Genomic DNA, 24,149 nt, shown 5'->3' with positions numbered 1-24,149 from the left:
CAGCTACTGAAAAATGAGCAATTCACCACAGATCCGCATCCCTGCCACCTACCTGCGCGGCGGCACCAGCAAGGGCGTGTTCTTCGAAGCGAAGGACCTGCCCCCGCCCGGCCCGCAGCGCGACGCCATCCTGCTGCGCGTGCTCGGCAGCCCCGACCCGTACGGCAAGCAGATCGACGGCCTGGGCAACGCCTCGTCCAGCACCAGCAAGGCCGTCATCCTCTCCCGCAGCACGCGGCCCGGGCACGACGTCGACTATCTGTTCGGGCAGGTCAGCATCGACCGGCCCTTCGTCGACTGGAGCGGCAACTGCGGCAACCTCTCCGCCGCCGTGGGTCCCTGCGCCATCCACCTGGGGCTGATCGACGCGGCGCGCATTCCCATCCATGGCAGCGTGACCGTGCGCATCTGGCAGGCGAACATCGGCAAGACGATCGTGGCCCATGTGCCGATCAGCAACGGCCAGGTGCAGGAGACGGGCGATTTCGAGCTGGACGGCGTGACCTTCCCCGCCGCCGAAGTGCCGCTGGAGTTCATCGAGCCGGCCGACGAAGGCGGCGCGATGTTCCCGAGCGGCAACGTGGTGGACACGCTGGAGGTGCCGGGTGTCGGCAGCTTCCAGGCCACGCTCATCAACGCGGGCATTCCCACCATCTTCCTCAATGCCAGGGACATCGGCTACACCGGCACCGAGCTGCAGGGCGACATCAACGAGAACCCGGCCGCGCTCGCGCGCTTCGAGGCCATCCGCGCGCACGGAGCCGTCAGGATGGGCCTGATCCGCGACGTGGCCGAGGCGGCCCAGCGCCAGCACACGCCCAAGATCGCCTTCGTCGCCCCGCCCGCCGGCTACACCGCGTCCAGCGGCAAGCGCATCGAAGCGAGCGACATCGACCTGCTCGCGCGCGCCCTGTCCATGGGCAAGCTGCACCACGCCATGATGGGCACGGCCGCCGTGGCCATCGGCACGGCGGCGGCCATTCCCGGCACGCTGGTCAACCTGGCGGCGGGCGGCGGCACGCGCAACGCCGTGCGCTTCGGCCATCCCTCAGGCACCTTGCGCGTGGGGGCGCAAGCACAGCAAACCAACGGCCAGTGGACAGTCACCAAGGCCCTCATGAGCCGCAGCGCCCGCATCCTGATGGAAGGATTCGTGCGCATTCCGGCCGACACTTTCCGAGCATCCGCATGAACACCAAGCAGCAACTCAAGGCCCTCGCCGAAGCCCGCCGGGGCGTCATCGTCCCTGGCGCATTCAACGCCCTCTCCGCCCGCGTCGTCGCCGACCTGGGCTACGAGGCGATCTACGTCACCGGCGCGGGCGTCACCAACATGTGGTTCGGCCTGCCCGACCAGGCCTTCATGGGCCTGACCGACATCGCCGACCACACCGCCCGCATCCGCGACGCGGTGGAGGTGCCGCTGATCGTGGACGCCGACACCGGTTTCGGCAACGCGCTCAACACCTACCACGCCGTGCGCACCCTGGAGCGCGCGGGCGCGGACTGCATCCAGCTCGAAGACCAGGTGAGCCCGAAGCGCTGCGGCCACTTCAACGACAAGGCCGTGATCGAGACCAGCGAGATGGTCGGCAAGATCCGCGCCGCCGTGGATGCGCGCCGTGACGGCCTGCTGGTCATGGCCCGCACCGACGCGGCGGCCGTGCACGGCTTCGACGCCGCCGTGGAGCGCGCCCAAGCGTACGCCGAGGCGGGCGCCGACATCCTCTTCGTCGAGGCCGTCACCACGGCGGAGCACGTGCGCGCCCTGCCCCAGCGCCTGCAAGCGCCCCAGCTCATGAACATGGTCATCGGCGGCAAGACGCCCATCGTGGGCGCCGACGAGCTGGGCCAGCTCGGCTACGGCTTTGTGCTCTACGCCAACGCCGCGCTGCAGGGCGCCGTGGCCGGCATGCAGAAGGTGCTGACCCAACTGCGCGACGCGCGCGAGGTGCGCGAAGACCCGGCGCTGGTCGCCCCGTTCGCCGAGCGCCAGCGGCTGGTAGGCAAGCCGTTCTGGGATGCGCTGGAGCAGCGGTACCGTTGATTTTTGGCAAGGGCAGGCGTTTTGGCGCAAAATGCGCCAAAGGAGCACTTCATGGCCCATTCTGCTTTCGCCTCCGTCAAGCTGCCCGGGGCCCTCGTGGAGCAGGCGCGGCAGGCCGCCCAGCCCCTGCGCCGCTCCGTGGCCAGCCAGATCGAATACTGGGCCACGCTCGGCCAGGTGGTCGAGCACACGGGCCTGAGCGTGCAGGAGGCCCGTGCCGCCATCGAGCAGTACGAGGCCGCCGCGCAGCAGGCCACGGCACCCACTTCCATCGATGCGCTCACCAGCCGCCTGCTGGCCGCCCAGGCACGCGGCTCGCTGGCCGAGCGCGTGCGCGAGGTGGTGCGTGAAAACCAGTCGCGCGCACGCTGACGCGCATGGTCACGGCGCCCTGCTGGTTCCACCTGCTGGCAGGCCCCAACGGCGCGGGCAAGTCCACGCTGTACCGCGCTCTGGTGCGTGAAGGATTGCTGGGGCCGCCGCTGGAGTTCGTGAACGCCGACCTGCACGAGCGCAACGCGCTGCAGCACATTGCGGACCCACTGCAGCGCTCCGAAGCCGCACGCGCCTGGGCCGATGCGCGGCGCGCGGCGCTCATCGCGGCGCGCACGCCTTTCGCCAGCGAGACGGTTTTCTCGCACCCTTCCAAGCTGGAGCTGCTCGACCATGCCCGCCGCCACGGCTTCACGGTGGCCCTGCACGTGGTGGCGCTGGACGACCCTGCGCGGCTGCTGGACCGCGTGGCCCAGCGCGTGCGTGAAGGCGGCCACCCGGTGCCGCCCGAGCGCATCCTGGCACGCTACCCACGCACGCTGGCGCTGCTGGCGCAGGCCGTACGCCGTGCCGACGTGGCCTATCTGTACGATGCCGCCGACACCCAAGCCGGCGGACCACGGCTGGTCGCCCTGCGCACGCCACAGGAAGTGACGGAACTGGCTGCGCCGCTGCCCCTGTGGGTCCAGGCGATGCTGTTTCCCGCCTGAAGGCAGATTCAAGCCTAGCGCTTACCCAGCAAGCGCAAGCGGCTATCAAAACTAAAGCAGCTCCACGCCCTTGAGCGTGACGAAGCTCGTCTCGCGCGTCACGCGCACGAAGTCCTGCAGGAAGGGCCTGGGCGAGAGCTGCGGCAGGCAGGCCGCGTGCAGTTCGCCGCGCAGCCCGCGCGCGCCGATGGGGCGCGCGGCCACGTAGCCCCGGTCCAGGTAGCCCTGCACCGCCCACAGCGGCAGGGCGGCCACGCCCCGGCCGCTGGCCACAAGCTGCAGCATGGCCACCGTCAGCTCGGTGGTGCGCCGGGGCGGGCGCACGCCGGCGGGCTCCAGCACCTGGCGCACGAGGTCCAGCATCTCGTCGGGCACCGGGTAGGTGATGAGGGTCTGGTCCGCGAAGTCCTGCGCCTGCAGGAAGGGCTTGTCCAGCAGCGGGTGGCCGTGGGCCAGCAGCGCGCGGATCTCGAAGCCGAACAGGGGGTGGTAGTCCACGGCGCCCGCCTCCCCGGCGTCCAGCTCGGAGACGATGGCCAGGTCCGCCCGGCCCTGGTGCAGCAGGCCCACTGGGTCGGCGTGGAAGCCGCTCACGATGTCCAGCTCCACCTCGGGCCAGCGCGCGCGGAAGGCATCCATGGCGGGCATCAGCCAGTCGAAGCAGGTATGGCACTCCACGGCGATGCGCATCTGCCCGCCCTGGCCCTGGGACAGCCGCGCCACGTCGCGCTCGGCCGCCTCCACCTGCGGCAGCACGGCGTCGGCCAGCTGCAGCAGGCGCGCGCCGGTGGCGCTGAACTGCGGCGGCACGGACTTGCGCTCGAACAGCGGCGTGCCGTAGCGGTCCTCGAGCAGCTTGATCTGGTGCGACAGCGCCGACTGCGTGAGGTTGAGCAGCTGCGCCGCCCGGACCAGGCTGCCGCTGTCGCGCAGGGCCTGCAGCGTGCGCAGGTGGCGGACTTCCAGGATGGACTGCATCATTAAAAATATTCAAGCTGACAAGACAAAACTTTCGTTTGAATCATAAACGCGCTTGGCCGACCATCGCGGTTTTCTCTTGCACAAGGACTTCCGGACCATGGCCGCCTCCCCCATCCTCACCCACACGCTGGGCTTTCCCCGCATGGGCGCGCAGCGCGAACTGAAAACGGCGCTGGAGCGCCACTGGCGCGGCGAGATCGACGCCGCCGCGCTCGAAGCCGTGGGCGCCCAGCTGCGCGCGCGCCACTGGCAGGCCCAGCGCGACGCGGGCCTGGCCTTCGCCACGGTGGGCGACTTCGCCTATTACGACCACATGGCCCACCACATCCAGATGCTGGGCTGCGAGAGCCCGCGCTTCGGCTTCGCGCCCGGCACGCCGGAGCTGGCGCGCTACTTCGCCATGGCGCGCGGCGTGCAAGGCCACGGCGCCGAGGCCTGCGGCGCGGGCTGCGCGCACGCGCCACATTCCGGCGAAGGCCAGCCCGCGCTGGAGATGACCAAGTGGTTCGACACCAACTACCACTACCTCGTGCCCGAGCTGCACGCCGGCACCGCGTTCCGCCTGGCCAGCGAGCGCCTGTTCGACGAGGTGGCCGAGGCCCAGGCACTGGGCCACCGCGTGAAGGCGCAGCTCGTGGGGCCGCTCACCTTCCTGTGGCTGTCCAAGGAGAAGGGCGAGGCGCCGTTCGACCGGCTGGCTTTGCTGGAGCGCCTGCTGCCCGTCTACGCGCAGATCCTCGCGCGCCTGAAGGCCCAGGGTGTGGAGTGGGTGCAGATCGACGAGCCCATCCTGGGCCTGGACCTGCCCTCCGCCTGGACACAGGCCTTCGAGCCCGCGTACTGGCAGCTCGGCAAGGCCGGCCCGCAGGTACTGCTGGCCACCTACTTCTCGCCCCTGGAGGGCCACCTGCGCCTGGCCTGCCAGCTGCCCGTGGCCGGCCTGCACGTGGACGCCGTGCGCGCCCCGCAGGAGCTGACGGGCGTGGCCGACTGGCTGCCGGGCTACAAGGTGCTGTCGGTGGGCGTGGTGGACGGGCGCAACATCTGGCGCACCGACCCCGACGCCGCCCTGGCCCTGCTGCGCCCCGTGGCCGCCAAGCACACCGGGCCGCTGTGGGTGGCGCCCTCATGCTCGCTGCTGCACGTGCCCGTCAGCCTGGCGGGCGAGGATGCGCTGGACCCCGAGTTGCGCACCTGGCTCGCATTCGCCACCGAAAAGCTGGGCGAAGTGGCGCTGCTCGCCGGCCTGCTGGACGGCCGCGTGGCCGATGCCGACCCGCGCCTGGCCGCCGCGCGCGCCGCCATCGCCAGCCGCCGCGCCAGCCCGCGCGTGCACCGCCCCGCCGTGGCCGCCCGCCTGGATGCGGCGCCCGAAGGCTGCGACCGGCGCCGCTCGCCCTTCCCCGCACGCCAGCAGGCGCAGCGCGCGCGCCTGCGCCTGCCGCCGCTGCCCACCACCACCATCGGCTCGTTCCCGCAGACGCCCGCCATCCGCGCCGCGCGCGCGGCCCATCGCCGGGGCACGCTGGGCGAGGCCGAGTACCAGGCGCAGATGCGCGCCGAGATCGAACGCGCCGTGCGCACGCAGGAGGCGCTGGGCCTGGACGTGCTGGTGCACGGCGAGGCCGAGCGCAACGACATGGTCGAATACTTCGGCGAGCAGCTCGAGGGCTTCGCGTTCACGGCCAACGGCTGGGTGCAGAGCTACGGCTCGCGCTGCGTCAAGCCCCCCGTGCTCTACGGCGACGTGGCCCGCCCGCGCGCCATGACGGTCGACTGGACCGTGTATGCCCAGAGCCTCACGGCCAGACCCATGAAGGGCATGCTCACCGGGCCGGTGACCATCCTGCAGTGGTCCTTCGTGCGCGACGACCAGCCGCGCAGCCGCACCTGCGAGCAGATCGCCTGGGCCATCCGCGACGAGGTGGCGGACCTGGAGGCCGCCGGCATCGCCATCGTGCAGATCGACGAGCCCGCCATCCGCGAGGGCCTGCCGCTGCGCCGCGCGCTCTGGAAGCCCTACCTGGACTGGGCGACACGGGCGTTCCGCATCAGCGCCTGCGGCGTGCAGGACACGACGCAGATCCACACCCACATGTGCTACAGCGAGTTCAACGACATCCTGCCCGAGATCGCCGCCATGGACGCCGACGTCATCACCATCGAGACCAGCCGCTCCGACATGGAGCTGCTGCGTGGCTTCGGCAGCTTCAAGTACCCCAACGAGATCGGCCCCGGCGTCTACGACATCCACTCGCCGCGCGTGCCCGGCGTGGAGGAGATGGCGCGCCTGCTGCGCAAGGCCGCCGAGGTGGTGCCCGCGCGCAACCTCTGGGTGAACCCCGACTGCGGCCTGAAGACCCGCGGCTGGCCCGAGACCGAGGCCGCGCTGCGCCACATGGTGCAGGCCGCGCAGGCGCTGCGCCCCGCCCTGGCCGCCGCTTGACGGCGGACAAGCATCAACCCTGCGGCGCACCGGTGCATGGCCCGCGCCGGGCGGCGCGGCGGCACAATGCGCCCGCCATGCTCTACAACGCCCTCAAGCTCGCCCACGTGCTGTCGATCATCGTCTGGATCGGCGGCATGGTCTTCGCCCACTTCTTCCTGCGCCCCGCCGTGCAGGAGCTGGAGCCGCCCCAGCGCGTGCGGCTGATGCATGGGGTGCTGCGCCGCTTCTTCGCGGCCGTGGCCGTGGCCGTGGTGGTGGCGCTGTCCACCGGGCTGGGCATGATCGGCACGGTGTCGGTGCTGTCGGAGGGCGCGTTTGCCATGCCGCGCGACTGGAGCATCATGGCCACGCTGGGCGTGGTGATGATGGGCATCTTCGCCTACCTCTACTTCGCGCCCTTCACCCGGCTGGAGCACGCCGTCGCCGCGGCGGACTGGCCCCAGAGCGGCCAGGCGCTGGCCCGCATCCGCGCCGGGGTGGGGGTGAACCTGGCCATCGGCACCGTCATCGTCGTGGTCACGCTGCTGATGTGAACGCGGATGCGCATGCAAAAAGGCCGCCCTTCCGGACGGCCTTTTTTCATGGCCTTTTCGGCCTCCAGCGCTTGATGCACAAGCGCTGGCAGCTATGGAAACCGGAGCAATCAGCCCAGGGACTTCTTGTAGTTCTCCACGCCTTCCAGCACTTCCTTGTGCGCGGCGTCCACGCCTTCCCAGCCCAGCACCTTGACCCACTTGCCTTCTTCCAGGTCCTTGTAGTGCTCGAAGAAGTGGCTGATGGCCTTCAGGCGCATGGGGTTCACGTCCTCCACGGTCTTCCAGGGCTCGTACATCTTGAGGATCTTGGTGGTGGGCACGGCCAGCACCTTGCCGTCCACGCCGGCCTCGTCCTCCATCTTCAGGATGCCCAGCGCGCGGCAGGGCACGACCACGCCGGGGTGCAGCGGATAGGGGGTGATGACCAGCACGTCCACCGGGTCGCCGTCGCCCGAGAGGGTCTGGGGCACGTAGCCGTAGTTGCAAGGGTAGTACATGGCCGTGGTCAGGAAACGGTCCACGAAGACGGCGCCCGACTCCTTGTCCACCTCGTACTTGATGGGATCGGATTCCGCGGGGATCTCGATCACCACGTTGAAGGTTTCGGGGAGCTTGTTGCCGGGCTTGACGTTGTTGAGCGACATGTTTGAGGGGTTGGGGTATGAAACGACGGGCGGATTTTAGGCGCTTGATGCTTGCGGCTTGCTTGCAGCGCCGGGTTTGGCGTTAAATGCATCCGTTGGCCAATCGTCTCCACCGGTGATCGCGGGAGCACGAGGAAGCAACGCAGCGGAAGCACTTCCCATGCGTTGCGCTTCCATCCCGTGCAACCCAACGAGGAGACTCTGCAATGAATGGACCGACGGGCCTGACCTCCCCTCTCGTGCTGGCGCTGGTGTGCGGACTGATCGCTGTGGCCTATGGCATCTGGGCGCGCAGCTGGATTCTTTCGAAGGACACGGGCAACGCCCGCATGCAGGAGATCGCGGGCGCCATCCAGACCGGCGCGGCCGCGTACTTGGCGCGGCAGTACAAGACCATCGCCCTCGTGGGCATCGTGCTCGCGGTGCTGATCGGCGCGTTCCTCGACGTGCTGACGGCGGCGGGCTTCGTCGTCGGGGCGGTGCTCTCGGGCGCGTGCGGCTTCATCGGCATGAACGTCTCGGTGCGCGCCAACGTGCGCACGGCGCAGGCGGCCACGCAGGGCATGGGGCCGGCGCTCGACGTCGCCTTCCGCGGCGGCGCCATCACCGGCATGCTGGTGGTGGGCCTGGGCCTGCTGGGGGTGACGGGCTTCGCCTGGTTCCTGCTGGGCCGCGCCGCGCCGGGCGCGCCGCTGCCCAGCGTGCTCAACCCGCTGATCGGCTTCGCCTTCGGCTCGTCGCTGATCTCCATCTTCGCGCGGCTGGGCGGCGGCATCTTCACCAAGGGGGCGGACGTGGGCGCCGACCTCGTGGGCAAGGTGGAGGCCGGCATCCCCGAGGACGACCCGCGCAACCCCGCCGTGATCGCCGACAACGTGGGCGACAACGTGGGCGACTGCGCGGGCATGGCGGCCGACCTGTTCGAGACCTACGCCGTGACGCTCATCGCCACCATGGTGCTGGGCGCGCTGTTGATCGGCGCGGCGCCCGGGGCAGCCGTGGCCTATCCGCTGGCGCTGGGGGCCGTGTCCATCGTCGCCTCCATCATCGGCTGCTTCTTCGTGAAGGCCTCGCCGGGCATGAAAAACGTGATGCCCGCGCTCTACAAGGGCTTGGGCGTAGCGGGCGTGCTCTCGCTCGTCGCGTTCTGGTTCGTCACCGCCTGGGTGGTGCCCGACAACGCGCTGGGCGGCACGGGCGCGCAGGGGCGGCTGTTCGGCGCCTGCGCCACGGGCCTGGTGCTGACTGCCGCGCTGGTGTGGATCACCGAGTTCTATACGGGCACGCAGTATTCGCCCGTGCGCCACATCGCCCAGGCATCGACCACGGGGCACGGCACCAACATCATCGCGGGCCTGGGCGTGTCGATGCGCTCCACGGCATGGCCGGTGCTGTTCGTGTGCGTGGCCATCGTGGTGTCGTACGCGCTGGCCGGACTCTACGGCGTGGCGGTGGCCGCCATGTCCATGCTGAGCATGGCGGGCATCGTGGTCGCGCTGGACGCCTACGGCCCCATCACCGACAACGCGGGCGGCATCGCGGAGATGGCCGAGCTGCCCGGCAGCGTGCGCGACATCACCGACCCGCTGGACGCCGTGGGCAACACCACCAAGGCGGTGACCAAGGGCTACGCCATCGGCTCGGCGGGCCTCGCCGCGCTGGTGCTTTTCGCCGACTACACGCACAAGCTGGAGAGCTTCGGCCAGGCGATCCGCTTCGACCTGTCGGACCCGATGGTCATCGTGGGCCTGTTCATCGGCGGGCTCATCCCCTACCTGTTCGGCGCCATGGCCATGGAGGCCGTGGGCCGCGCGGCCGGCAGCGTGGTGGTGGAGGTGCGCCGCCAGTTCAAGGAGATCCCGGGCATCATGGAAGGCACGGCCAAGCCCGAGTACGGCCGCGCGGTGGACATGCTGACCAGCGCCGCCATCAAGGAGATGATCGTGCCCAGCCTGCTGCCCGTGGCCGTGCCCATCGTCGTGGGCCTGGTGCTGGGCCCGAAGGCGCTGGGCGGGCTGCTCATGGGCACCATCGTCACGGGCCTGTTCGTGGCCATCAGCATGTGCACCGGCGGCGGCGCGTGGGACAACGCCAAGAAGTACATCGAGGACGGCCACCACGGCGGCAAGGGCAGCGAGGCCCACAAGGCCGCCGTGACCGGCGACACCGTGGGCGACCCCTACAAGGACACGGCCGGGCCGGCCGTGAACCCGCTCATCAAGATCATCAACATCGTGGCGCTGCTCATCGTGCCGCTGGTGGTCAAGTTCCACGCCTAGGGCGCGCCGCAGGCGCGCGCCAGCACGGCGCGCGCATCTGCCGCACAATCCGGGGGTTATGCAGCTCCACTACATCGCCAATGCCGGCGTGCCCTCCACGTCCGGCCGCACCCTCCCGGTCATCGATCCTTCCGACGGCCAGCCCTTCGACGAGATCCAGCGCGGCACGGCGGAAGACATCGACGCCGCCGTGCGCGCAGCGCAGCAGTGCTACCAGAACGTGTGGCACAAGACCGCCCCGGTCGAGCGCGGGCGGCTGCTGATGCGTCTGTCGGCCAAGATCACCGAGCATGCCGAGGAGCTGGCCGCCATCGAGCAGCGCGACTGCGGCAAGCCCACCAAACAGGCCCGCGCCGACGCCCTGGCCCTGGCGCGCTACTTCGAGTTCTACGCCGGCGCCTGCGACAAGCTGCACGGCGAGACCATCCCCTACCCCGACGGCTTCAGCGTGCTCACCTGGCGCGAGCCGCATGGCGTGACCGGCCACATCGTGCCGTGGAACTACCCCATGCAGATCTTCGGCCGCTGCGTGGGCGGCGCGCTGGCCGCGGGCAACGTGTGCGTGGTCAAGCCCGCAGAAGACGCGTGCCTGTCCCTGCTGCGCGTGGCGCAACTCGCGGCGGAGGTGGGCTTTCCGGCCGGCGCGCTCAACATCGTGACCGGCTACGGGCACGAGGTGGGCGACGCGCTGGCGCGCCACCCCGGCATCCACCACATCAGCTTCACCGGCAGCCCCACCGTGGGCACGCTGATCCAGCAGGCCGCCGCCGAGCGCCACTGCCCGGTGACGCTGGAGCTGGGCGGCAAGAGCCCGCAGGTGGTCTTCGCCGACGCCGACCTGGACGCCGCCGTGCCCGTGCTGGTCAATGCCATCGTGCAGAACGCGGGCCAGACCTGCTCGGCCGGCTCGCGCGTGCTCATCGAGCGCGCCATCTACGAACCCCTCCTGGAGCGCCTGGGCCACGCCTTCGAGGCCCTGCGCGTGGGCCCCGCCGCCATGGACCTGGACCTGGGCCCGCTGATCCGCCAGAGCCAGCAGCAGCGCGTGTGGGACTTCCTCTCCGACGCGCAGGTGGCCGGCATCCCGCTCGTAGCCCAGGGCACGGTGGTCGACGAGGCGCCCGACACCGGCTTCTACCAGGCCCCCGCCCTGCTGCGCGACGTGCCGGTGGACCACCGCCTGGCGCAGGAGGAAATCTTCGGCCCCGTGCTGGCCGCCATGCCCTTCGAGGGCGAAGACGAAGCCGCCCACCTGGCCAACGCCACGCCCTTCGGCTTGGTGGCCGGCATCTGGACGCGCGACGGCGCGCGCCAGTTCCGCATGGCGCGGCGCATCGCCAGCGGCCAGGTGTTCATCAACAACTACGGCGCGGCCGGCGGCGTGGAGCTGCCCTTCGGCGGCGTGAAGTCCAGCGGCTACGGCCGCGAAAAGGGCTTCGAGGCTCTCTACGGCTTCACCACCCTCAAGACCGTGGCCATCCGCCACGGCTGAACGGCCCCGCGCGGTGCAGCGGCGGCCTGCCGCCGCCCCTGCACCGCCGGCCTCTACTCTCCCCTCTCCCGGTTTTCGCGTTGTCCATGCCTCTGTCGCCCCCCGCCCCCCGCACCGCCCAACACGTTCGCCGCGTCACCTACCAGGGGTTCGCGCGCGAGGACGGCCTGTGGGACATCGAGGGCGAGCTGCACGACAGCAAGGCCCAGGACCGCCCCGCCCTGCGCAACCCCGAGCGCATCCGCCGCGCCGGCGAGCCCGTGCACCACATGTGGCTGCGCGTGACGGTGGACGGCGACCTCGTGGTGCGCGCCATCGAGTCCGCCATGGACGCCCACCCCCTGGGCGACTGCCCCGAGGCCCAGCGCGCGCTGCAATCCATGGTGGGCTGCAGCATGGCGCGCGGCTGGCGCCAGGCCATCCAGTCCCGCCTGGGCGGCGTGGCCAGTTGCACCCACCTGCGCGAGCTGCTGTTCAACCTGGCCACCGCCACCTTCCAGACCGTGCAGGGCGCCTTCAAGAGCGAAGGCGACGCGCCGCCGCGCCACCTGGGCCAGTGCACGGGCTGGGACTTCAACGGCAGCGGCGTGCAGGAGCACTACCCCCAGTTCTACGGCCACGTGCCGCGCCCGGCATCGCCTCCGAAGGCGGCGTGAGCGGGCGCGAAGAATATCAGCCAAAACAGCCTCCAGCGCCCGCCCATCAAGCGCGAGCAGCTATTTTTCGTATAGCAATCAACCCAGGACATCCCGCAGCGCGACCTCGTAGAGGGCCGTGAGGCTGTCCATCAGCTCCAGCAGGCGCTCGCTGGTGGTGGCCACGTTGTCCAGGCCGCGCGCATCGGGCTGGCGCTTGAGCGCCGCGTCGAAGAACACCCACTGGGCCTGCCCCTGCTCCAGCGCCTGGCGGATCGCGGGCGTGGAGATCGGGGCCTTGGCCAGCTGGGCCAGCGCGCGCTGGAATTCCTCGGCATCGCCCGCCATCTGCTCGCGCACGGCGCGGCCGTCCAGGCCCGCGGCCATCAGCTCGTAGTTCTTGGCCAGGCGCTGCGACAGCATGCGCTGGCGGCCCGCCGTGTTCACCAGCCGGGCCGTGGGGGCATGGGCCAGCTTCTCCAGCGCCTCGGTGGCGGCGTGGGCCGCCGCCATCATCTGATCGGACTGGGCGGACACGGCGGCGAAGCCCTCCTTGCTGGGCGCCTGGCCCAGCAGCGCGTCCAGCCGGTCGGCGCTGCGGCGCACGTCCTGCAGCTGGCGCGCTACCTCGGGCGGCCAGGCCTGGCCATCCATCTCCTCGAAGCCGGCCAGCACCTGCCTGCGCGTATGGCCCAGCACGTCGCGCGCACGCTCGGGCACCACGCCCAGGTGCAGCTGGCCATAGGCCTTGGCCGCGCGCTGCGACAGAGCCCGAAAGCGCGCCGTGCGGTTGATGGCCGTCGCCAGCGCCATGCGCGCCTGGGCGGACAGCGGCAGCGCCGGCACGATGAAGGCCGCGGCCAGCGTGCGCATGGCGACGCGGCGGCTGCGCCGGCAGGACGGTGCGAGGGAGGCGGGGGAGTGGAGCGGTGGCTGGGCATGCCCGCCATTCTGGGAGCGCAGCCGCGCGGCGCTTCTGATGCCGGTCAAACGGCGGCCCCGGCCCCGGCCGATTGACCGACATCAAATTCCGCCCTGCCTGGGCCACCCCCCGCGCCCCCTTGGGGCACAATTTGGCCCATGGCTGAACGTGTGATTCCCGTGGTGGACCAGCGCAGCACGGTGCTGGTGCCCACCGTGCGCAGCGGCGTGCCCGCCGCGCCGAGCGGCGAGTTGGCGGACCTGCGCGGGCGGCCCCTGCGCGACCTGCGCATCAGCGTGACCGACCGGTGCAACTTCCGCTGCAGCTACTGCATGCCCAAGGAAGTGTTCGACCGCAACTACCGCTACCTCCCGCACGACGACCTGCTGCGCTTCGAGGAGATCACGCGGCTGGCACGCCTGTTCATGGCGCACGGCGTGCGCAAGATCCGCCTGACCGGCGGCGAGCCCCTGCTGCGCAAGGACCTGGAGCGGCTCGTCGCCCAGCTCGCCGGGCTGCGCACCGTGGAGGGCCGCCGGCCCGACCTGACGCTGACCACCAACGGCTCGCTGCTGGCGCGCAAGGCCCGCGCGCTCAAGGACGCGGGGCTGCGGCGCGTCACCGTCAGCCTGGACAGCCTGGACGACGCCATCTTCCGCCGCATGAACGACATGGACTTTCCCGTGGCCGACGTGCTGGCCGGCATCGAGGCCGCGCAGGCCGCGGGGCTGGAGCGCATCAAGGTCAACATGGTAGTCAAGCGCGGCACCAACGACCACGAGGTCGTGCGCATGGCGCGGCACTTCCGCGGCACAGGCATCACGCTGCGCTTCATCGAATACATGGACGTGGGCGCCACCAACGGCTGGCGCATGGACGAGGTGCTGCCCTCGGCCGACGTCATCGCGCGCCTGCAGGCCGAGCTGCCCCTGGTGCCGCTGGCCGCCACGGCCGTGGGCGAGACCGCGCAGCGCTGGGGCTATGCCGGGCCCGACGGCCGGCACGATCCGCGCCTGGGCGAGGTGGGCGTCATCAGCAGCGTCACCCAGGCCTTCTGCGGCGACTGCAACCGCGCGCGCCTGTCCATGGAGGGGCGGCTGTACCTGTGCCTGTTCGCTACTCAGGGCTGGGACCTGCGCCGCCTGCTACGCGGCGAAGTGAGCGACGCGCAGATCTCCGCCGCCATCGCCGACATCTGGCAGGGCCGCAGCGACCGCTATTCCGAGCTGCGCGCCAGCCTGCCAGCCGAGGCCGGTGCGGGCCAGCGGCGCGTCGAGATGAGCTACATCGGCGGATGACCATTCCCGCCCATGACATCACGGGCCTGGTGCTCGCCGGAGGCCGAGGCACCCGCATGGGCGGCGTGGACAAGGGCCTGCAACCCTTTCGCGACACCCTGCTGGCGCTGCATGCGCTGCGCCGGCTGCAACCCCAGGTGGGCGCCGTGGCGCTGAACGCCAACCGCCACCTGGCCGAATACGCCGCCTTCGGCGCTCCCGTCTGGCCCGACACGCTGGCTGGCCACCCCGGCCCGCTGGCAGGCTTCGTCGCCGGGCTGGAGCGCTGCGGCACGCCCTGGCTGCTCACCGTGCCCTGCGATACGCCGCTGTTCCCCCCGACCTGGCCGCGCGCCTGGCCCAGGCTGCCGCGCGCACCGGCGCCGGCGCCGTGCTGGCGGCCGACGCCGGCGGGCTCCCGCAGCCCGTGTTCTGCCTGCTGCGCGCGGCGCTGCTGCCCGACCTGCGGCAGTTCGTCGCCGGGGGCGGCCGCAAGGTGCGCCAGTGGGCCGCGCGGCATGGCGGCACCCTTGCCGCCTTCGACCAGCCGGGCGACGACCCGCGTGCCTTCGACAACGCCAACACCCTGGCAGAACTGCACGCTTTGGAGCACCCATGACCACCATCGCCCAGATCGCCGCCAGCCTGCCGGGCTACGACCCGCAGGCCCTGCGCGCCGACGACGTGACCGCCTTCCTGCGCCAGTTGGCGCAGCCCGTCGCCCAGGCCGAAGAGGTGGCCCTCTTCGACGCCCTGGGCCGCGTGCTGGCGCAGGACGTGGTCTCTCCCATGTCCGTGCCGCCGCACGACAACTCCGCCATGGACGGCTATGCCTTCGACGGCGCGCAGCTCCAGGGCGGCCAGCCCCTGGTGCTGCGCCCCGTGGGCGCCACCGCCTTCGCAGGCGCGGCGGGCGCGGCCGCCGTGGCACCGGGCGAGTGCGTGCGGATCATGACCGGCGCCGTCATGCCCGCCGGGCTCGACACCGTCGTTCCGCAGGAGCTGGCCACCGCCGAGCCCGACGGCCGCATCCGCGTCGCCCCCGGCCTGCTGCGCCGCGGCGACAACCGCCGCCTGAAGGGCGAAGACCTGCTGCAGGGCCGCGTCGCACTGCCGCAGGGCGAGTTGCTCACGCCCGCCGCGCTGGGCCTGGCGGCCAGCCTGGGCCTGCAGAGCGTCACCGTCTACCGCCGCCTGCGCGTGGCCTTTTTCTCCACCGGCAACGAAATCCTGAGCCCGGGCGAGCCGCCGCGCGAGGGCGCCGTGTACGACAGCAACCGCTACACCCTCTTCGGCCTGCTCGCACGCCTGGGCGTGCAGGCGATCGACCTGGGCGTGGTGCGGGACGACCCCGCGCTGCTGCGGGCCGCGCTTGCGCGGGCCGCCCGCGAGGCGGACGCCATCATCACCAGCGGCGGTGCAGGCGCGGGCGATGCCGACCACATGCACGCCGTCCTGCAGGAACTCGGCGACGTGGCCTTCTGGCGCATCGCCATGCGCCCGGGCCGCCCCATGGCCGCAGGCAGGATACAAGCCGAATCGCCTTCCAGGGCTGATGCAGCAAGCGCTGGCAGCTATGGAAACGCAAGCATCCTGTTCGGCCTGCCCGGCAACCCGGTGGCCGTGATGGTCACCTTCCTCGCCTTCGTGCGCCCCGCCCTGCTGCGCATGATGGGCTGCACGCGCCCCGCCCCGCCGCTGCTACGCGCCGTGGCCGCCGAGCCCCTGCGCAAGCGTCCCGGCCGCACCGAATACCAGCGCGGCGTGGTCACGGCGGCGGCCGACGGCACGCTGCAGGTGCGCACCACCGGCAACCAGGGCTCAGGCGTGCTCAGCTCCATGGTGCAGGCCAACGGCCTCGTCGTACTGCACCACGGCCAGGGGCCCGTGGCCGCGGGCGACACAGTGGAGGTGATGATGTTTGACGGCGCCCTCTGACACGGCCATCCCCGCCGCCCGGCTACCCTGAAACGCATCGATCTTTCCTGCGAACCGCCATGCCCTACGCCAGCCAACACCTCGCCCAGCCCCCCGCACGCGACGCCGTGGACCGGCTGCCGGGCGCCACCGTCGTCGAGTTCGGCACCCCCTGGTGCGGCTACTGCCAGCGCGCGCAGCCGCTCATCGCCCAGGCGCTGCAGGACCGCGCCGACGTGCAGCACGTCAAGGTGGAAGACGGCTCCGGCCAGCGCCTGGGCCGCAGCTTCGGCGTGAAGCTGTGGCCCACGCTGGTGTTCCTGCGCGATGGCCAGGAAACGGCGCGCCTCGTGCGCCCGCAGACCGCGCGCGAGATCGAGGACGCGCTGCAGAGCACCGCCCCGTGACCGGCTCCGCGCCCCTCACCGCAGCCGAACTGCAAACGCATGCGGCCGAGGCCGCCGCGCATCCACGCTGCGCAGACTGCACTGCGCTGCAGCAACCCGGCTGGGAATCCATTTCCGGCGCGATGCAGACTTCGCACCTGCAGTGCGTGGGCGCCCTGGGCAGCGCAGCCGACTGGGAGCAGCTTGACGAATACCACCCGCACGGCACCAGCCTCTGGTCGACCGATGCGCCCATCGCCCTGGGCTGGCACCCGTACACCCGCTGCACACTGTGGCGCTGCCCCCGCTGCGCGGGCGCCTTCCTGCGGTACACGGAATATGGCGGCTACTACGAGGACGAGCGCATCCGGCCGTTGCAGGCTGGGCTGATCGTGGAGCCCGGCAACACGGATTGACCGCAGCAAGGCGCTGGCGTCCGCCCAGCGCCGGCTTCCAAGACCATCAGCGCCCCAGCGCCTGCTCCACGCCCTTGTTGGCCAGCGCATCCGCGCGCTCGTTGCCCGGATCGCCTGCGTGGCCGCGCACCCAGTGCCAGTCGATGGCGTGGCCCGCGCCGTGCGCCAGCTCGTCCAGGCGCTGCCACAGCTCCACGTTCTTCACCGGCTGGCCGCCGGCCGTGCGCCAGCCCTTCTTCTTCCAGCCGTGGATCCACTGGGTGATACCCTGACGCACGTACTGGCTGTCCAGGTAGAGCTGCACCGCGCAGGGACGCTTGAGCGCGGCGAGGGCCTGGATCACGGCCATCAGCTCCATGCGGTTGTTGGTCGTTCCTAATTCACCGCCGAACAGTTCTTTTTCCAGCGCGCCGGACCGCAGCACCACCCCCCAGCCACCGGGACCTGGATTGCCCTTGCAGGCCCCGTCGGTATAGATCACCACCTGATTCAAAAAACACTCCTGCGAATTTTTCACTGCGGTTCGGGCGGAACGCGCCGCGCGACCTGCACCTGCGCGCCGGCCGCCTGCGGCGCCTTGCGCCACGAAGGCTCCAGCAGCCGCATGCCCTGCACGCGCTTGACGGCCACGACCACATAGCCGGCCCCGAGTATCGGCCACCAGCGCGCGCCTGGCGCGTCCATCCAGCCATAGCGCTGCAGCCAGCGTTCGCTGGCGACGGCAGGGCGGTAGCAGCCGAAGCTCATCGTCTCCAATTCGAACCCCAGCAGCCGCAGCCAGTCGCGCAGCCGCCCCGGCGCGATGAACTCGCCCACCTCGGGCAGGTACAGCCGCCCGCCCGCGCCCAGGCGCTGATACAGCCGGGCGCGGCGCTGGCGCAGACCCCACAGGCTCCAGGGGTTCAGGCCGCTGACCACCACGCGCCCCTCGGGCACCAGCACGCGGTGCACCTCGCGCAGCGCCGCGTGCGGGTCCGCACTGAGCTCCAGCGTATGGGGCATGACCACCAGGTCCAGGCTGGCCTCGGCGAACGGCAGCGCCACGGCATCGGCGAGCAGCGCGGGGGCTTCGCTTCCCGGCAGCAGCGATTGGGCGGAGTCCAGGGCCAGCCAGCGGTGCGGCATGCGGTTGGCGCGCAGCCCCTGCAGGCCGGGCATGCCGAGCTGCAGCGCGTGGTAGCCGAAGATGTCGGCCACCAGTTCATCATGGCGCTCCTGCTCCCAGGCCAGCAGATAGCGGCCGGGAGGGGAGTCGAACCAATGGTGCAAACCTATTACTTCAGCGCTTTGTGCAGGCATTCAGCAACGGCCCAAGCACGGGCCTTTGTGGGGCATAACGAGGGCGCCACGGATTCATCACCCGGTCCACCACAGCGCGAGAGACCTGCAATTGTCGCGCAATATCAGCCTGCCGCACCCCTTGCGCCGCCAGCCTCCTAACCTCATCTTCCTGCACATCCGTCAAGGTACGCGGCCTACCATGACGCTGACCACGTGAAATAGCCGCAACCTGTCCAGCAATCACTCGCTCCCGAATCATCGACCGCTCAAGCTGAGCTATCGAGCCCAGGCTCTGAATCAGGTACATACCCAACGGCGTGGACGTATCCAGCGGCTCATTCAGCGACTTGATACGAGCGCCCACCACATCGAGCTGATCGAGCAAGGAAAGCAGATGCTTGAGCGATCGCGCCACACGATCGACTTTCCAGACGACCAGCACATCACCCTTGCGCAGCGAAGCCAAACACTCACGAAGCACGGGCCTGTCTTGCGCGGCGCCACTGGCCTTTTCTTCAAAGATGCGCCGCACACCCGCCGCCCTCAATGCGTCAAGCTGCAATCTCGTTTCTTGTTCACGCGTGGATACGCGGGCATACCCCACCAGCATTCAACCTCCTATGCGTCGCCGGGAACGAAACGCCAAATATTGGCCGGAATACACTGGCGCCATCCATCGATAAGAGGGGCAGGAATAGCCCCAAAAGCCAACGACCAGCAAGGGAGGTGCAAGGCCATGAATATAGACGCGTACATTCGAAATCTGCAGGAACTAGGGATTCGAATCCTGATATTCGAACTATCCATAACCATCGCAATCACCATCATCCTGTTCTGGTTGACATACCACTGCATCAAAGCAGCAGTGAGGGATGGCATCAAAGAATCAGGCATGAACAAGCGAACTCATGAAAAGCCACCCGCCCCACCGGGCTACCGATGGGCACTAGTGCGCGAGACAGAGCACACCCAAGAAATGCGCGCCGACTAACGCACCAGCTCAGAGCGCACTTGCGCGTTGCGCGCAGCCAACCCCTGCGCCCACTCCGACAACTGGGCACCCTGCTGCTGCATGGGGGGCACGTTGACATTGATGACGGGCGCCGCTTGCTGCTGCATCGGTGCTGGTGCCGATATCGGCGCTGGCCTGGATGGCGGGTTTGCCGCCGACGTGAGCTGGGCTTGCTGCCACTCGACAAAGAAACCCTGCTTGACTATCTGCACGCACACGTCGCCGCTGACTTGCATCAGCGTGGCCTGCTGCGTGTAGCACTTGCATGTCTTGCCCATCATCACGCACGCGGCAGGGTATGGCGCATGCACGGGCTTGACGACTTCGTCATAGGCAGGCGCGGTATGGGGGAAGTCTTTCAGGCGAGGTTTGCGCAGGTCCAGCCAATCAACCGCAGAGAGCTTTTGACCCATGGGTGAAGGGGGCGCACTGGTTTGCGCGACTGCGGCCGCAGTGGCGGGTTTGGGCTGCTGCACCACCGCCTTCTGCCCGCCCACGCCGGGCAGCTTAGACAAGGCGAACCAGCCAAGGACGGGGATCGCAATGACGCATGCCACCAGCACCCAGACTTTCGCCGGGATGCGCTTTTTGCCCGTGTGCAGGCTGGCGCTTTTGTACCAGCCATAAACCTCTTTCGGGTAAGCCTGCATGCTGACGCTGGCATTCTTGCCGGAGCCGTCTTTCTCACAATTAGGGTTGACGGCAGACCACTCCAGCACGCTCACCATGTCCACGCCGAAAGAGCGCTTGAGGTGGCGATGCCATCCAGGCGGGCCGACCAAGCGGCGCACGAAGCTATCGATGTTTTGGGGGTGCTGGGTGACGAGGTAGAAATCGAAACCCCGCCGCCGATGCTCCGCGAGCATGCGAACGTAGTCCGGGGGCGTGCCGCTGGGTGGTCGTAGCGGGAAGTCGTTATGGCATTCATCGACAAGAAAAATAGTGCCGTCCGGCTCGGACTGCCATTCCTTCATGTCGATCTTTTTCCAGCTCGACAGCTCGCCGCCCTCGACGGGTTCGAATCGTCCGTTATGGCAGACGGGGCGGTTTTCCTTGAGCTGGCGTTCCCGGACCCATTTGAGGGTGTTCAGCGTCTTGCCTGCGCCATTGGCGCCCGTGATGAGGTACAGCATTACGTATGCACCCAGCGCTTGAAGGTGTCACCCGACAGGCCGTTGAGGATCAGGCGGGCCGTGATGGCACTGGTGACGATGCTGATGGCCACTCCCACTTTCATGGTGCCGAGCATGCCCATCACCTCAGGGGGTAGAGACGCTATGGAGCTTACGGCCTGATCCTTGAGCCACGTGAGGCTCGCGTTCACGCCCGTGAAAGTAGCTACACCGATGCCCAAGGCGATAAGCACGCGGCCAGCCAGGGTGCCGACCAGATTAATGAGCATGCCACCTATGGCGGCGATGAATACAGGCATGGTCAACCCCTTCCGACGATGCGAACAGCCAGGAGCAGGGAGACGGCCACGAGGACGTTCCCCAGGATGGAGAGATACGGGCAGATGCCGCTAATCGGCAGGCTAACGGACTGACCCATGACGGAGATGCTCAGATCGCCGATGCAGGAGCCGCCGCCGATGGCATCAGAGGTATCGATACGGCCATTCAGGTCAATCGACTGGTTACCCGGCAAATCACCGGTTTGATTGCCCTCTTTGCCCTTGTGCTGGTCATACAGCCGAGATTCATCGGAGGGATCGTTAAACAGCACACAGTTACGACGATGTTGTTCACGCGCAATAGCGCACTGGATCGCGTCGCCCTCACACGCAAAGCCGGCTTCGCACGAGCCCCCGAAGCCCGAGCCATCACCGTCACCCTCACCATTGCCACTACCGCCGCCACCGCCACCACCACCGCCACCGCCACCACCACCGCCACCGCCACCGCCACCGCCACCGCCAGGATTCGGCACAAGGGGTATGCACTGGCTATTGACCTTGACATATCCATCAGGACATTTGCCATCACTGTCCGGAGGCTTGGGCTCAGTCGGATAGCAACGACCGCCGACAGGCTTGGTGCCGGGCCGACACGCGCCATCAGGCCCGGGGTCTTCGCCCGGCGGCTTCTTTACCCCAGGGATCGCGCTCCCACTGCCGCCACCGCCGCCACCACCAGCATTACCGCCATTGTTCCCACCGCCGGTTCCGCCGCCGGTACCACCAGTGCCACCAGTTCCGCCACCAGTGCCACCAGTTCCGCCGCCTGTGCCACCAGTGCCACCAGTTCCGCCGCCGGTACCACCAGTGCCACCGGTTCCGCCGCCGGTGCCACCCGAGCCAGGACCAGTCCCGCCGCCACCCCCGCCATTGCCTCCACCATTACCAGGACCAGACCCTCCGGGGCCAGAACCGCCAGGGCCACCAGAACCCGAACCACCCGTACCACCGGTACACGACGCGCCCGTTTGCGTACCGCTACCGACGATATCAGTCACCACGGTGCCATCCCCACGGGTATAAGTAGCCGAGAAATCCGCAACGACACGGACAAGGCACTTGTCCTCGCAGAGAAACTCGGTGGAATTACTACTCATGGCGTAAGACCCCATGTCCTTACCCCGCTCACAATTGTTAGCCTTGCAGACACCGTTAACACGTGTCTGCCCCTCATCGCACTCGGGCTCCTTGACGCAAAGGCCGTTAACGCGGACCTCATCGGGTTCGCACTTACGCGTGCACTGACCGCCCTCCTCATACCAACCCGGCCCCTTGTGGGCGCACGGGTTTTTCAGCCTGCACTGTCCGTCTTTTTCCTCGTAGCCGTCGTCACAGACACAGGTAGCAGCCGCACCCGACCCGCTCATCGTGGAGTTATCAGGACAGCTATAGACGGGCTCAGGCTTATTGCACGCACCCGAATACACCCCTTTTGCACTAGACCCATCCCATCCATATTTGGGCGAGACATATGACCAACCGCACTCCCGCTGTGGGCGCCCCTCAAATCCACAGACCCACGTCGCCGACGTAACGTCAGGGTTATTGGCGTAGTGCCGGGGATACTGCGCCGGTGTACAGGTATCGCCCGGGTAAGTGACAACAGGCGCCAACGCATAGGCTAGCGAGGTGCACGCCAGCAGGCACACGACCAGGATTAGGCGGTGAATATGAGCCATGCCGCCCCCAGGATTGCGATGATGACGAACAGGCCCATGTGCCCCTCCCTTGACGAAGCACCCACCTCGGGCGCTTTGGCAAAGGCCCCTGCCGGCCGGCCAGGGACGCTTTGTCAGCCGCTTAGCTGATGGCGCGGCGCACCCACTTGAATGCGGCGATGGCGACCACCACCAGCAGGACGGCGGCGCCGATCAGACCGATGGGGGCGACGGTGTCGCCAATCTCCGACACGACTGCCGTGACATCGATGGCCGCATGAGCGGCGTTGGTTGCCAGTGCCAGGGCACAAGCTGCTGCGGCTGCTGCGAGGCGGCGGGTTTGGGTGTTGATGCGGTTCATGGATTTACTCCTCAGTGGTTGATGAATTGCCGTCAGTTTTCAAGGCTTGGATGGCCGCGCGGAATGCATAGCCAACGGCCCACACCAGCAGGACGGCGCTGCTGATTGCTGCGCCTTCTGCCGGGCTCAGATCGAGCACGGGAAGGCTGATTTCATGCACCACGGTGACCGTGCAGGCCCCAGTGCATTCGATGGTTTGGGGATCAGCCAAGGCTGGCCCCGTTGATGTGGCGCACGTGGGCACGGGCGCGGGCTGCACCGATGCGAGTGCGCTTGTCTTCCCAGTCCTGAATGGCGTCCGCAGCGTCCGCGACGATGCGCATGACCAGGGACCAGCAGATGGCACCGAGGACGCCGCCAGCGAATGCGAGCTTCAAGATGGACAGCGCAAAGTGCTGCAGTTCGGTTTCAGTCATTACGTTTGGCATAGCTCACAACCCCTCATCGCGCATCACTTGCGCAAGCGCTCCCATTCGTCCATTTCCGCAACTTGACGCGAGATGGCCTCGCGCTCCCGTTGGCGCTCCCATTCGTCCATTTCCTCAACTTGGCGCGAGATGGCCTCGCGCTCCCGTTGGCGCTCCCATTCGTCCATTTCCTCGACTTGGCGCGAGATGGCCTCGCGCTCCCGTTGGCGCTCCCATTCGTCCATTTCCTCGACTTGGCGCGAGATGGCCTGACGTTCACCATCCAGATCACGACTAGAAAACGACGGGGCAGACCCACCGCCAACCGAACCACCGCCACCGCCACCGCGATTAGCGAACCACCACCGGCGATGTGCATCAGACTTGAATGACATTTGCGACTCCGGGAACGAATTGCGATGTTTGGCGCTTAATGGTCAGGTGCCATACATCGGGTTAAAGCTCTACAGGGCGATGCAACTTGGACAGGTCCACGACCTGCACTTGGTGGCACGGCTCTACGTGGTCTTCGATCAGCTGCGCGCAGGTTTCGAGGTCTTCGACCGCTACAGCCTCGCGCAGCAGTAACACCCATTCGGGCTGTCCGTCCTCATACGAGGGGGCCAGGAAGCAGCCCGTGAACGCCGATTGGATGACGTACATGCCAGCCTCTCACGCCGCCTTCGGGGCAGTGGGTTTGGCTTGCTCCAGGGGGCGGATGTCGACCAGGACCATCTTTGTGCCATCCTGTGCTGCCGCTGCCATTTCGAAGGTGGCGATGGCCTTGAGGGGCAGGGACTGGCCGAGGTGCGCCCACTTGTCGAATTCCTTCGCGTCGCCCAGTTTGAAGGGGCGCGTGGCGCGGCCGATGGAGCGGCCTGCAGAGTTCTCCGCAAGGTCCACCTCGCAGTGGAACGTGGTGCTGCTGAATGCGCGGCCATCGATGCTGCCCTGGCTTTCCTTGACGCCGTGAACGATGACTTCGGATTTGAATTGCATGGTGCTTCCTTT

29 protein-coding genes and 1 pseudogene are annotated in these 24,149 nt (G+C 68.7%); 15 read left to right on the top strand and 15 right to left on the bottom strand.

Annotation, left to right across the window (positions count from 1 at the left end):
- The first annotated feature begins 13 nt into the window (after nucleotides 1-13).
- Genes prpF through AAG689_RS05715 form a run of 4 tightly spaced genes read left to right on the top strand, consistent with a single transcriptional unit; the run spans nucleotide 14 to nucleotide 3,029 of the window.
- Complete coding sequence (prpF, locus tag AAG689_RS05730) at nucleotides 14-1,192, top strand: 2-methylaconitate cis-trans isomerase PrpF (protein WP_406625102.1); 1,179 nt, start codon at nucleotides 14-16, stop codon at nucleotides 1,190-1,192.
- Nucleotides 1,189-2,046, top strand: coding sequence for an oxaloacetate decarboxylase (locus AAG689_RS05725; protein WP_406625101.1), 858 nt, complete (start codon nucleotides 1,189-1,191; stop codon nucleotides 2,044-2,046). The genes prpF and AAG689_RS05725 overlap by 4 nt, the downstream gene beginning before the upstream one ends.
- Nucleotides 2,047-2,097: 51 nt before the next feature.
- On the top strand, nucleotides 2,098-2,418 hold the full coding sequence (locus AAG689_RS05720; protein ID WP_406625100.1) for a TA system antitoxin ParD family protein: 321 nt from the start codon (nucleotides 2,098-2,100) through the stop codon (nucleotides 2,416-2,418).
- Between the two features lie 5 nt (nucleotides 2,419-2,423).
- On the top strand, nucleotides 2,424-3,029 hold the full coding sequence (locus tag AAG689_RS05715) for an AAA family ATPase (protein WP_406625099.1): 606 nt from the start codon (nucleotides 2,424-2,426) through the stop codon (nucleotides 3,027-3,029).
- Between the two features lie 51 nt (nucleotides 3,030-3,080).
- Here the strand turns inward: AAG689_RS05715 and AAG689_RS05710 are convergent, their stop codons facing one another.
- Nucleotides 3,081-4,010, bottom strand: coding sequence for a LysR family transcriptional regulator (locus tag AAG689_RS05710; RefSeq protein WP_020227356.1), 930 nt, complete (start codon nucleotides 4,008-4,010; stop codon nucleotides 3,081-3,083).
- A 97-nt stretch (nucleotides 4,011-4,107) separates the two neighbouring features.
- Here AAG689_RS05710 and metE point away from each other — a divergent pair, with 97 nt between their 5' ends.
- Nucleotides 4,108-6,456 (top strand): 5-methyltetrahydropteroyltriglutamate--homocysteine S-methyltransferase, encoded by a 2,349-nt coding sequence (gene metE, locus AAG689_RS05705; protein ID WP_406625098.1) that lies wholly within the window; start codon nucleotides 4,108-4,110, stop codon nucleotides 6,454-6,456.
- 77 nt (nucleotides 6,457-6,533) lie between these two features.
- A complete protein-coding gene (locus tag AAG689_RS05700) occupies nucleotides 6,534-6,992 on the top strand; it encodes a DUF4149 domain-containing protein (protein ID WP_406625097.1) in 459 nt (152 codons plus the stop codon).
- Nucleotides 6,993-7,102: 110 nt separating this feature from the next.
- On the opposite strand, the gene ppa is transcribed toward AAG689_RS05700, so the two are convergent.
- The gene (ppa, locus tag AAG689_RS05695; protein ID WP_020230949.1) at nucleotides 7,103-7,639 is read right to left on the bottom strand and encodes an inorganic diphosphatase; all 537 of its coding nucleotides are present in this window, start codon (nucleotides 7,637-7,639) and stop codon (nucleotides 7,103-7,105) included.
- 206 nt (nucleotides 7,640-7,845) lie between these two features.
- Here ppa and AAG689_RS05690 point away from each other — a divergent pair, with 206 nt between their 5' ends.
- The 3 genes from AAG689_RS05690 to AAG689_RS05680 all read left to right on the top strand — a co-directional run bounded on the left by AAG689_RS05690 (nucleotide 7,846) and on the right by AAG689_RS05680 (nucleotide 12,066).
- A complete protein-coding gene (locus tag AAG689_RS05690; protein WP_406625096.1) occupies nucleotides 7,846-9,918 on the top strand; it encodes a sodium-translocating pyrophosphatase in 2,073 nt (690 codons plus the stop codon).
- A 58-nt stretch (nucleotides 9,919-9,976) separates the two neighbouring features.
- Nucleotides 9,977-11,410 carry an aldehyde dehydrogenase family protein gene (locus AAG689_RS05685; RefSeq protein WP_406625095.1) on the top strand — a complete coding sequence of 478 codons (1,434 nt, stop codon included), beginning with the start codon at nucleotides 9,977-9,979 and terminating at the stop codon, nucleotides 11,408-11,410.
- 86 nt (nucleotides 11,411-11,496) lie between these two features.
- On the top strand, nucleotides 11,497-12,066 hold the full coding sequence (locus tag AAG689_RS05680; RefSeq protein ID WP_406625094.1) for a DUF2889 domain-containing protein: 570 nt from the start codon (nucleotides 11,497-11,499) through the stop codon (nucleotides 12,064-12,066).
- 78 nt (nucleotides 12,067-12,144) lie between these two features.
- Here AAG689_RS05680 and AAG689_RS05675 read toward each other — a convergent pair whose 3' ends face one another.
- Complete coding sequence (locus AAG689_RS05675) at nucleotides 12,145-12,918, bottom strand: type IV pili methyl-accepting chemotaxis transducer N-terminal domain-containing protein (RefSeq protein WP_406625093.1); 774 nt, start codon at nucleotides 12,916-12,918, stop codon at nucleotides 12,145-12,147.
- Between the two features lie 207 nt (nucleotides 12,919-13,125).
- On the opposite strand from AAG689_RS05675, the gene moaA reads away from it, so the two are divergent.
- The 6 genes and pseudogenes from moaA to AAG689_RS05645 all read left to right on the top strand — a co-directional run bounded on the left by moaA (nucleotide 13,126) and on the right by AAG689_RS05645 (nucleotide 16,963).
- Nucleotides 13,126-14,265, top strand: a complete 1,140-nt coding sequence (moaA, locus tag AAG689_RS05670; protein WP_406625092.1) for a GTP 3',8-cyclase MoaA — start codon at nucleotides 13,126-13,128, stop codon at nucleotides 14,263-14,265.
- Nucleotides 14,262-14,651 (top strand): annotated as a pseudogene (locus AAG689_RS05665) (NTP transferase domain-containing protein); the annotation flags it as partial. The gene moaA and the pseudogene AAG689_RS05665, both read left to right, overlap by 4 nt.
- A complete protein-coding gene (locus AAG689_RS05660; protein WP_406625091.1) occupies nucleotides 14,636-14,863 on the top strand; it encodes a hypothetical protein in 228 nt (75 codons plus the stop codon). The pseudogene AAG689_RS05665 and the gene AAG689_RS05660, both read left to right, overlap by 16 nt.
- Entirely contained in the window at nucleotides 14,860-16,182 is a 1,323-nt protein-coding gene (gene glp, locus AAG689_RS05655; protein WP_406625090.1) for a gephyrin-like molybdotransferase Glp, read from the top strand. The genes AAG689_RS05660 and glp overlap by 4 nt, the downstream gene beginning before the upstream one ends.
- Before the next feature lie 59 nt (nucleotides 16,183-16,241).
- Nucleotides 16,242-16,568: a thioredoxin family protein gene (locus AAG689_RS05650; protein WP_406625089.1), complete on the top strand. Its 327-nt coding sequence runs from the start codon at nucleotides 16,242-16,244 to the stop codon at nucleotides 16,566-16,568.
- Nucleotides 16,565-16,963 (top strand): hypothetical protein, encoded by a 399-nt coding sequence (locus tag AAG689_RS05645; protein ID WP_406625088.1) that lies wholly within the window; start codon nucleotides 16,565-16,567, stop codon nucleotides 16,961-16,963. Before AAG689_RS05650 ends, AAG689_RS05645 begins: the two co-directional genes overlap by 4 nt.
- 46 nt (nucleotides 16,964-17,009) lie before the next feature.
- Here the strand turns inward: AAG689_RS05645 and rnhA are convergent, their stop codons facing one another.
- The 12 genes from rnhA to AAG689_RS05585 form a co-directional block, all read right to left on the bottom strand.
- Entirely contained in the window at nucleotides 17,010-17,456 is a 447-nt protein-coding gene (gene rnhA / locus AAG689_RS05640) for a ribonuclease HI (protein ID WP_020229503.1), read from the bottom strand.
- Nucleotides 17,457-17,476: 20 nt separating this feature from the next.
- Entirely contained in the window at nucleotides 17,477-18,232 is a 756-nt protein-coding gene (locus AAG689_RS05635; RefSeq protein WP_020229502.1) for a methyltransferase domain-containing protein, read from the bottom strand.
- Nucleotides 18,233-18,242: 10 nt separating this feature from the next.
- Nucleotides 18,243-18,854: a recombinase family protein gene (locus AAG689_RS05630; protein ID WP_406625087.1), complete on the bottom strand. Its 612-nt coding sequence runs from the start codon at nucleotides 18,852-18,854 to the stop codon at nucleotides 18,243-18,245.
- Between the two features lie 377 nt (nucleotides 18,855-19,231).
- Nucleotides 19,232-20,389, bottom strand: a complete 1,158-nt coding sequence (locus AAG689_RS05625) for a zonular occludens toxin domain-containing protein (RefSeq protein ID WP_406625086.1) — start codon at nucleotides 20,387-20,389, stop codon at nucleotides 19,232-19,234.
- Nucleotides 20,389-20,688: a DUF2523 domain-containing protein gene (locus tag AAG689_RS05620; RefSeq protein ID WP_406625085.1), complete on the bottom strand. Its 300-nt coding sequence runs from the start codon at nucleotides 20,686-20,688 to the stop codon at nucleotides 20,389-20,391. Before AAG689_RS05620 ends, AAG689_RS05625 begins: the two co-directional genes overlap by 1 nt.
- Before the next feature lie 2 nt (nucleotides 20,689-20,690).
- On the bottom strand, nucleotides 20,691-21,185 hold the full coding sequence (locus AAG689_RS05615) for a virulence factor TspB C-terminal domain-related protein (RefSeq protein WP_406625084.1): 495 nt from the start codon (nucleotides 21,183-21,185) through the stop codon (nucleotides 20,691-20,693).
- 158 nt (nucleotides 21,186-21,343) lie between these two features.
- The gene (locus AAG689_RS05610) at nucleotides 21,344-21,637 is read right to left on the bottom strand and encodes a hypothetical protein (protein ID WP_406625083.1); all 294 of its coding nucleotides are present in this window, start codon (nucleotides 21,635-21,637) and stop codon (nucleotides 21,344-21,346) included.
- 875 nt (nucleotides 21,638-22,512) lie between these two features.
- Complete coding sequence (locus AAG689_RS05605) at nucleotides 22,513-22,731, bottom strand: major capsid protein (RefSeq protein ID WP_406625082.1); 219 nt, start codon at nucleotides 22,729-22,731, stop codon at nucleotides 22,513-22,515.
- 4 nt (nucleotides 22,732-22,735) lie between these two features.
- Nucleotides 22,736-22,942 (bottom strand): hypothetical protein, encoded by a 207-nt coding sequence (locus AAG689_RS05600; RefSeq protein WP_406625081.1) that lies wholly within the window; start codon nucleotides 22,940-22,942, stop codon nucleotides 22,736-22,738.
- Nucleotides 22,935-23,147 carry a hypothetical protein gene (locus tag AAG689_RS05595; RefSeq protein WP_406625080.1) on the bottom strand — a complete coding sequence of 71 codons (213 nt, stop codon included), beginning with the start codon at nucleotides 23,145-23,147 and terminating at the stop codon, nucleotides 22,935-22,937. Before AAG689_RS05595 ends, AAG689_RS05600 begins: the two co-directional genes overlap by 8 nt.
- Nucleotides 23,148-23,182: 35 nt before the next feature.
- Nucleotides 23,183-23,533: a hypothetical protein gene (locus AAG689_RS05590; RefSeq protein WP_406625079.1), complete on the bottom strand. Its 351-nt coding sequence runs from the start codon at nucleotides 23,531-23,533 to the stop codon at nucleotides 23,183-23,185.
- 277 nt (nucleotides 23,534-23,810) lie between these two features.
- A complete protein-coding gene (locus AAG689_RS05585; protein WP_406625078.1) occupies nucleotides 23,811-24,137 on the bottom strand; it encodes a hypothetical protein in 327 nt (108 codons plus the stop codon).
- Nucleotides 24,138-24,149: the final 12 nt, after the last annotated feature.

Origin of the sequence: Acidovorax sp. SDU_ACID1, from assembly GCF_045291395.1 — a bacterium.
Lineage (GTDB): Bacteria > Pseudomonadota > Gammaproteobacteria > Burkholderiales > Burkholderiaceae_C > MR-S7.
The sequence above is the reverse complement of the archived record's forward strand: the minus strand, read 5'-3'. Positions and strand labels throughout refer to the sequence as shown.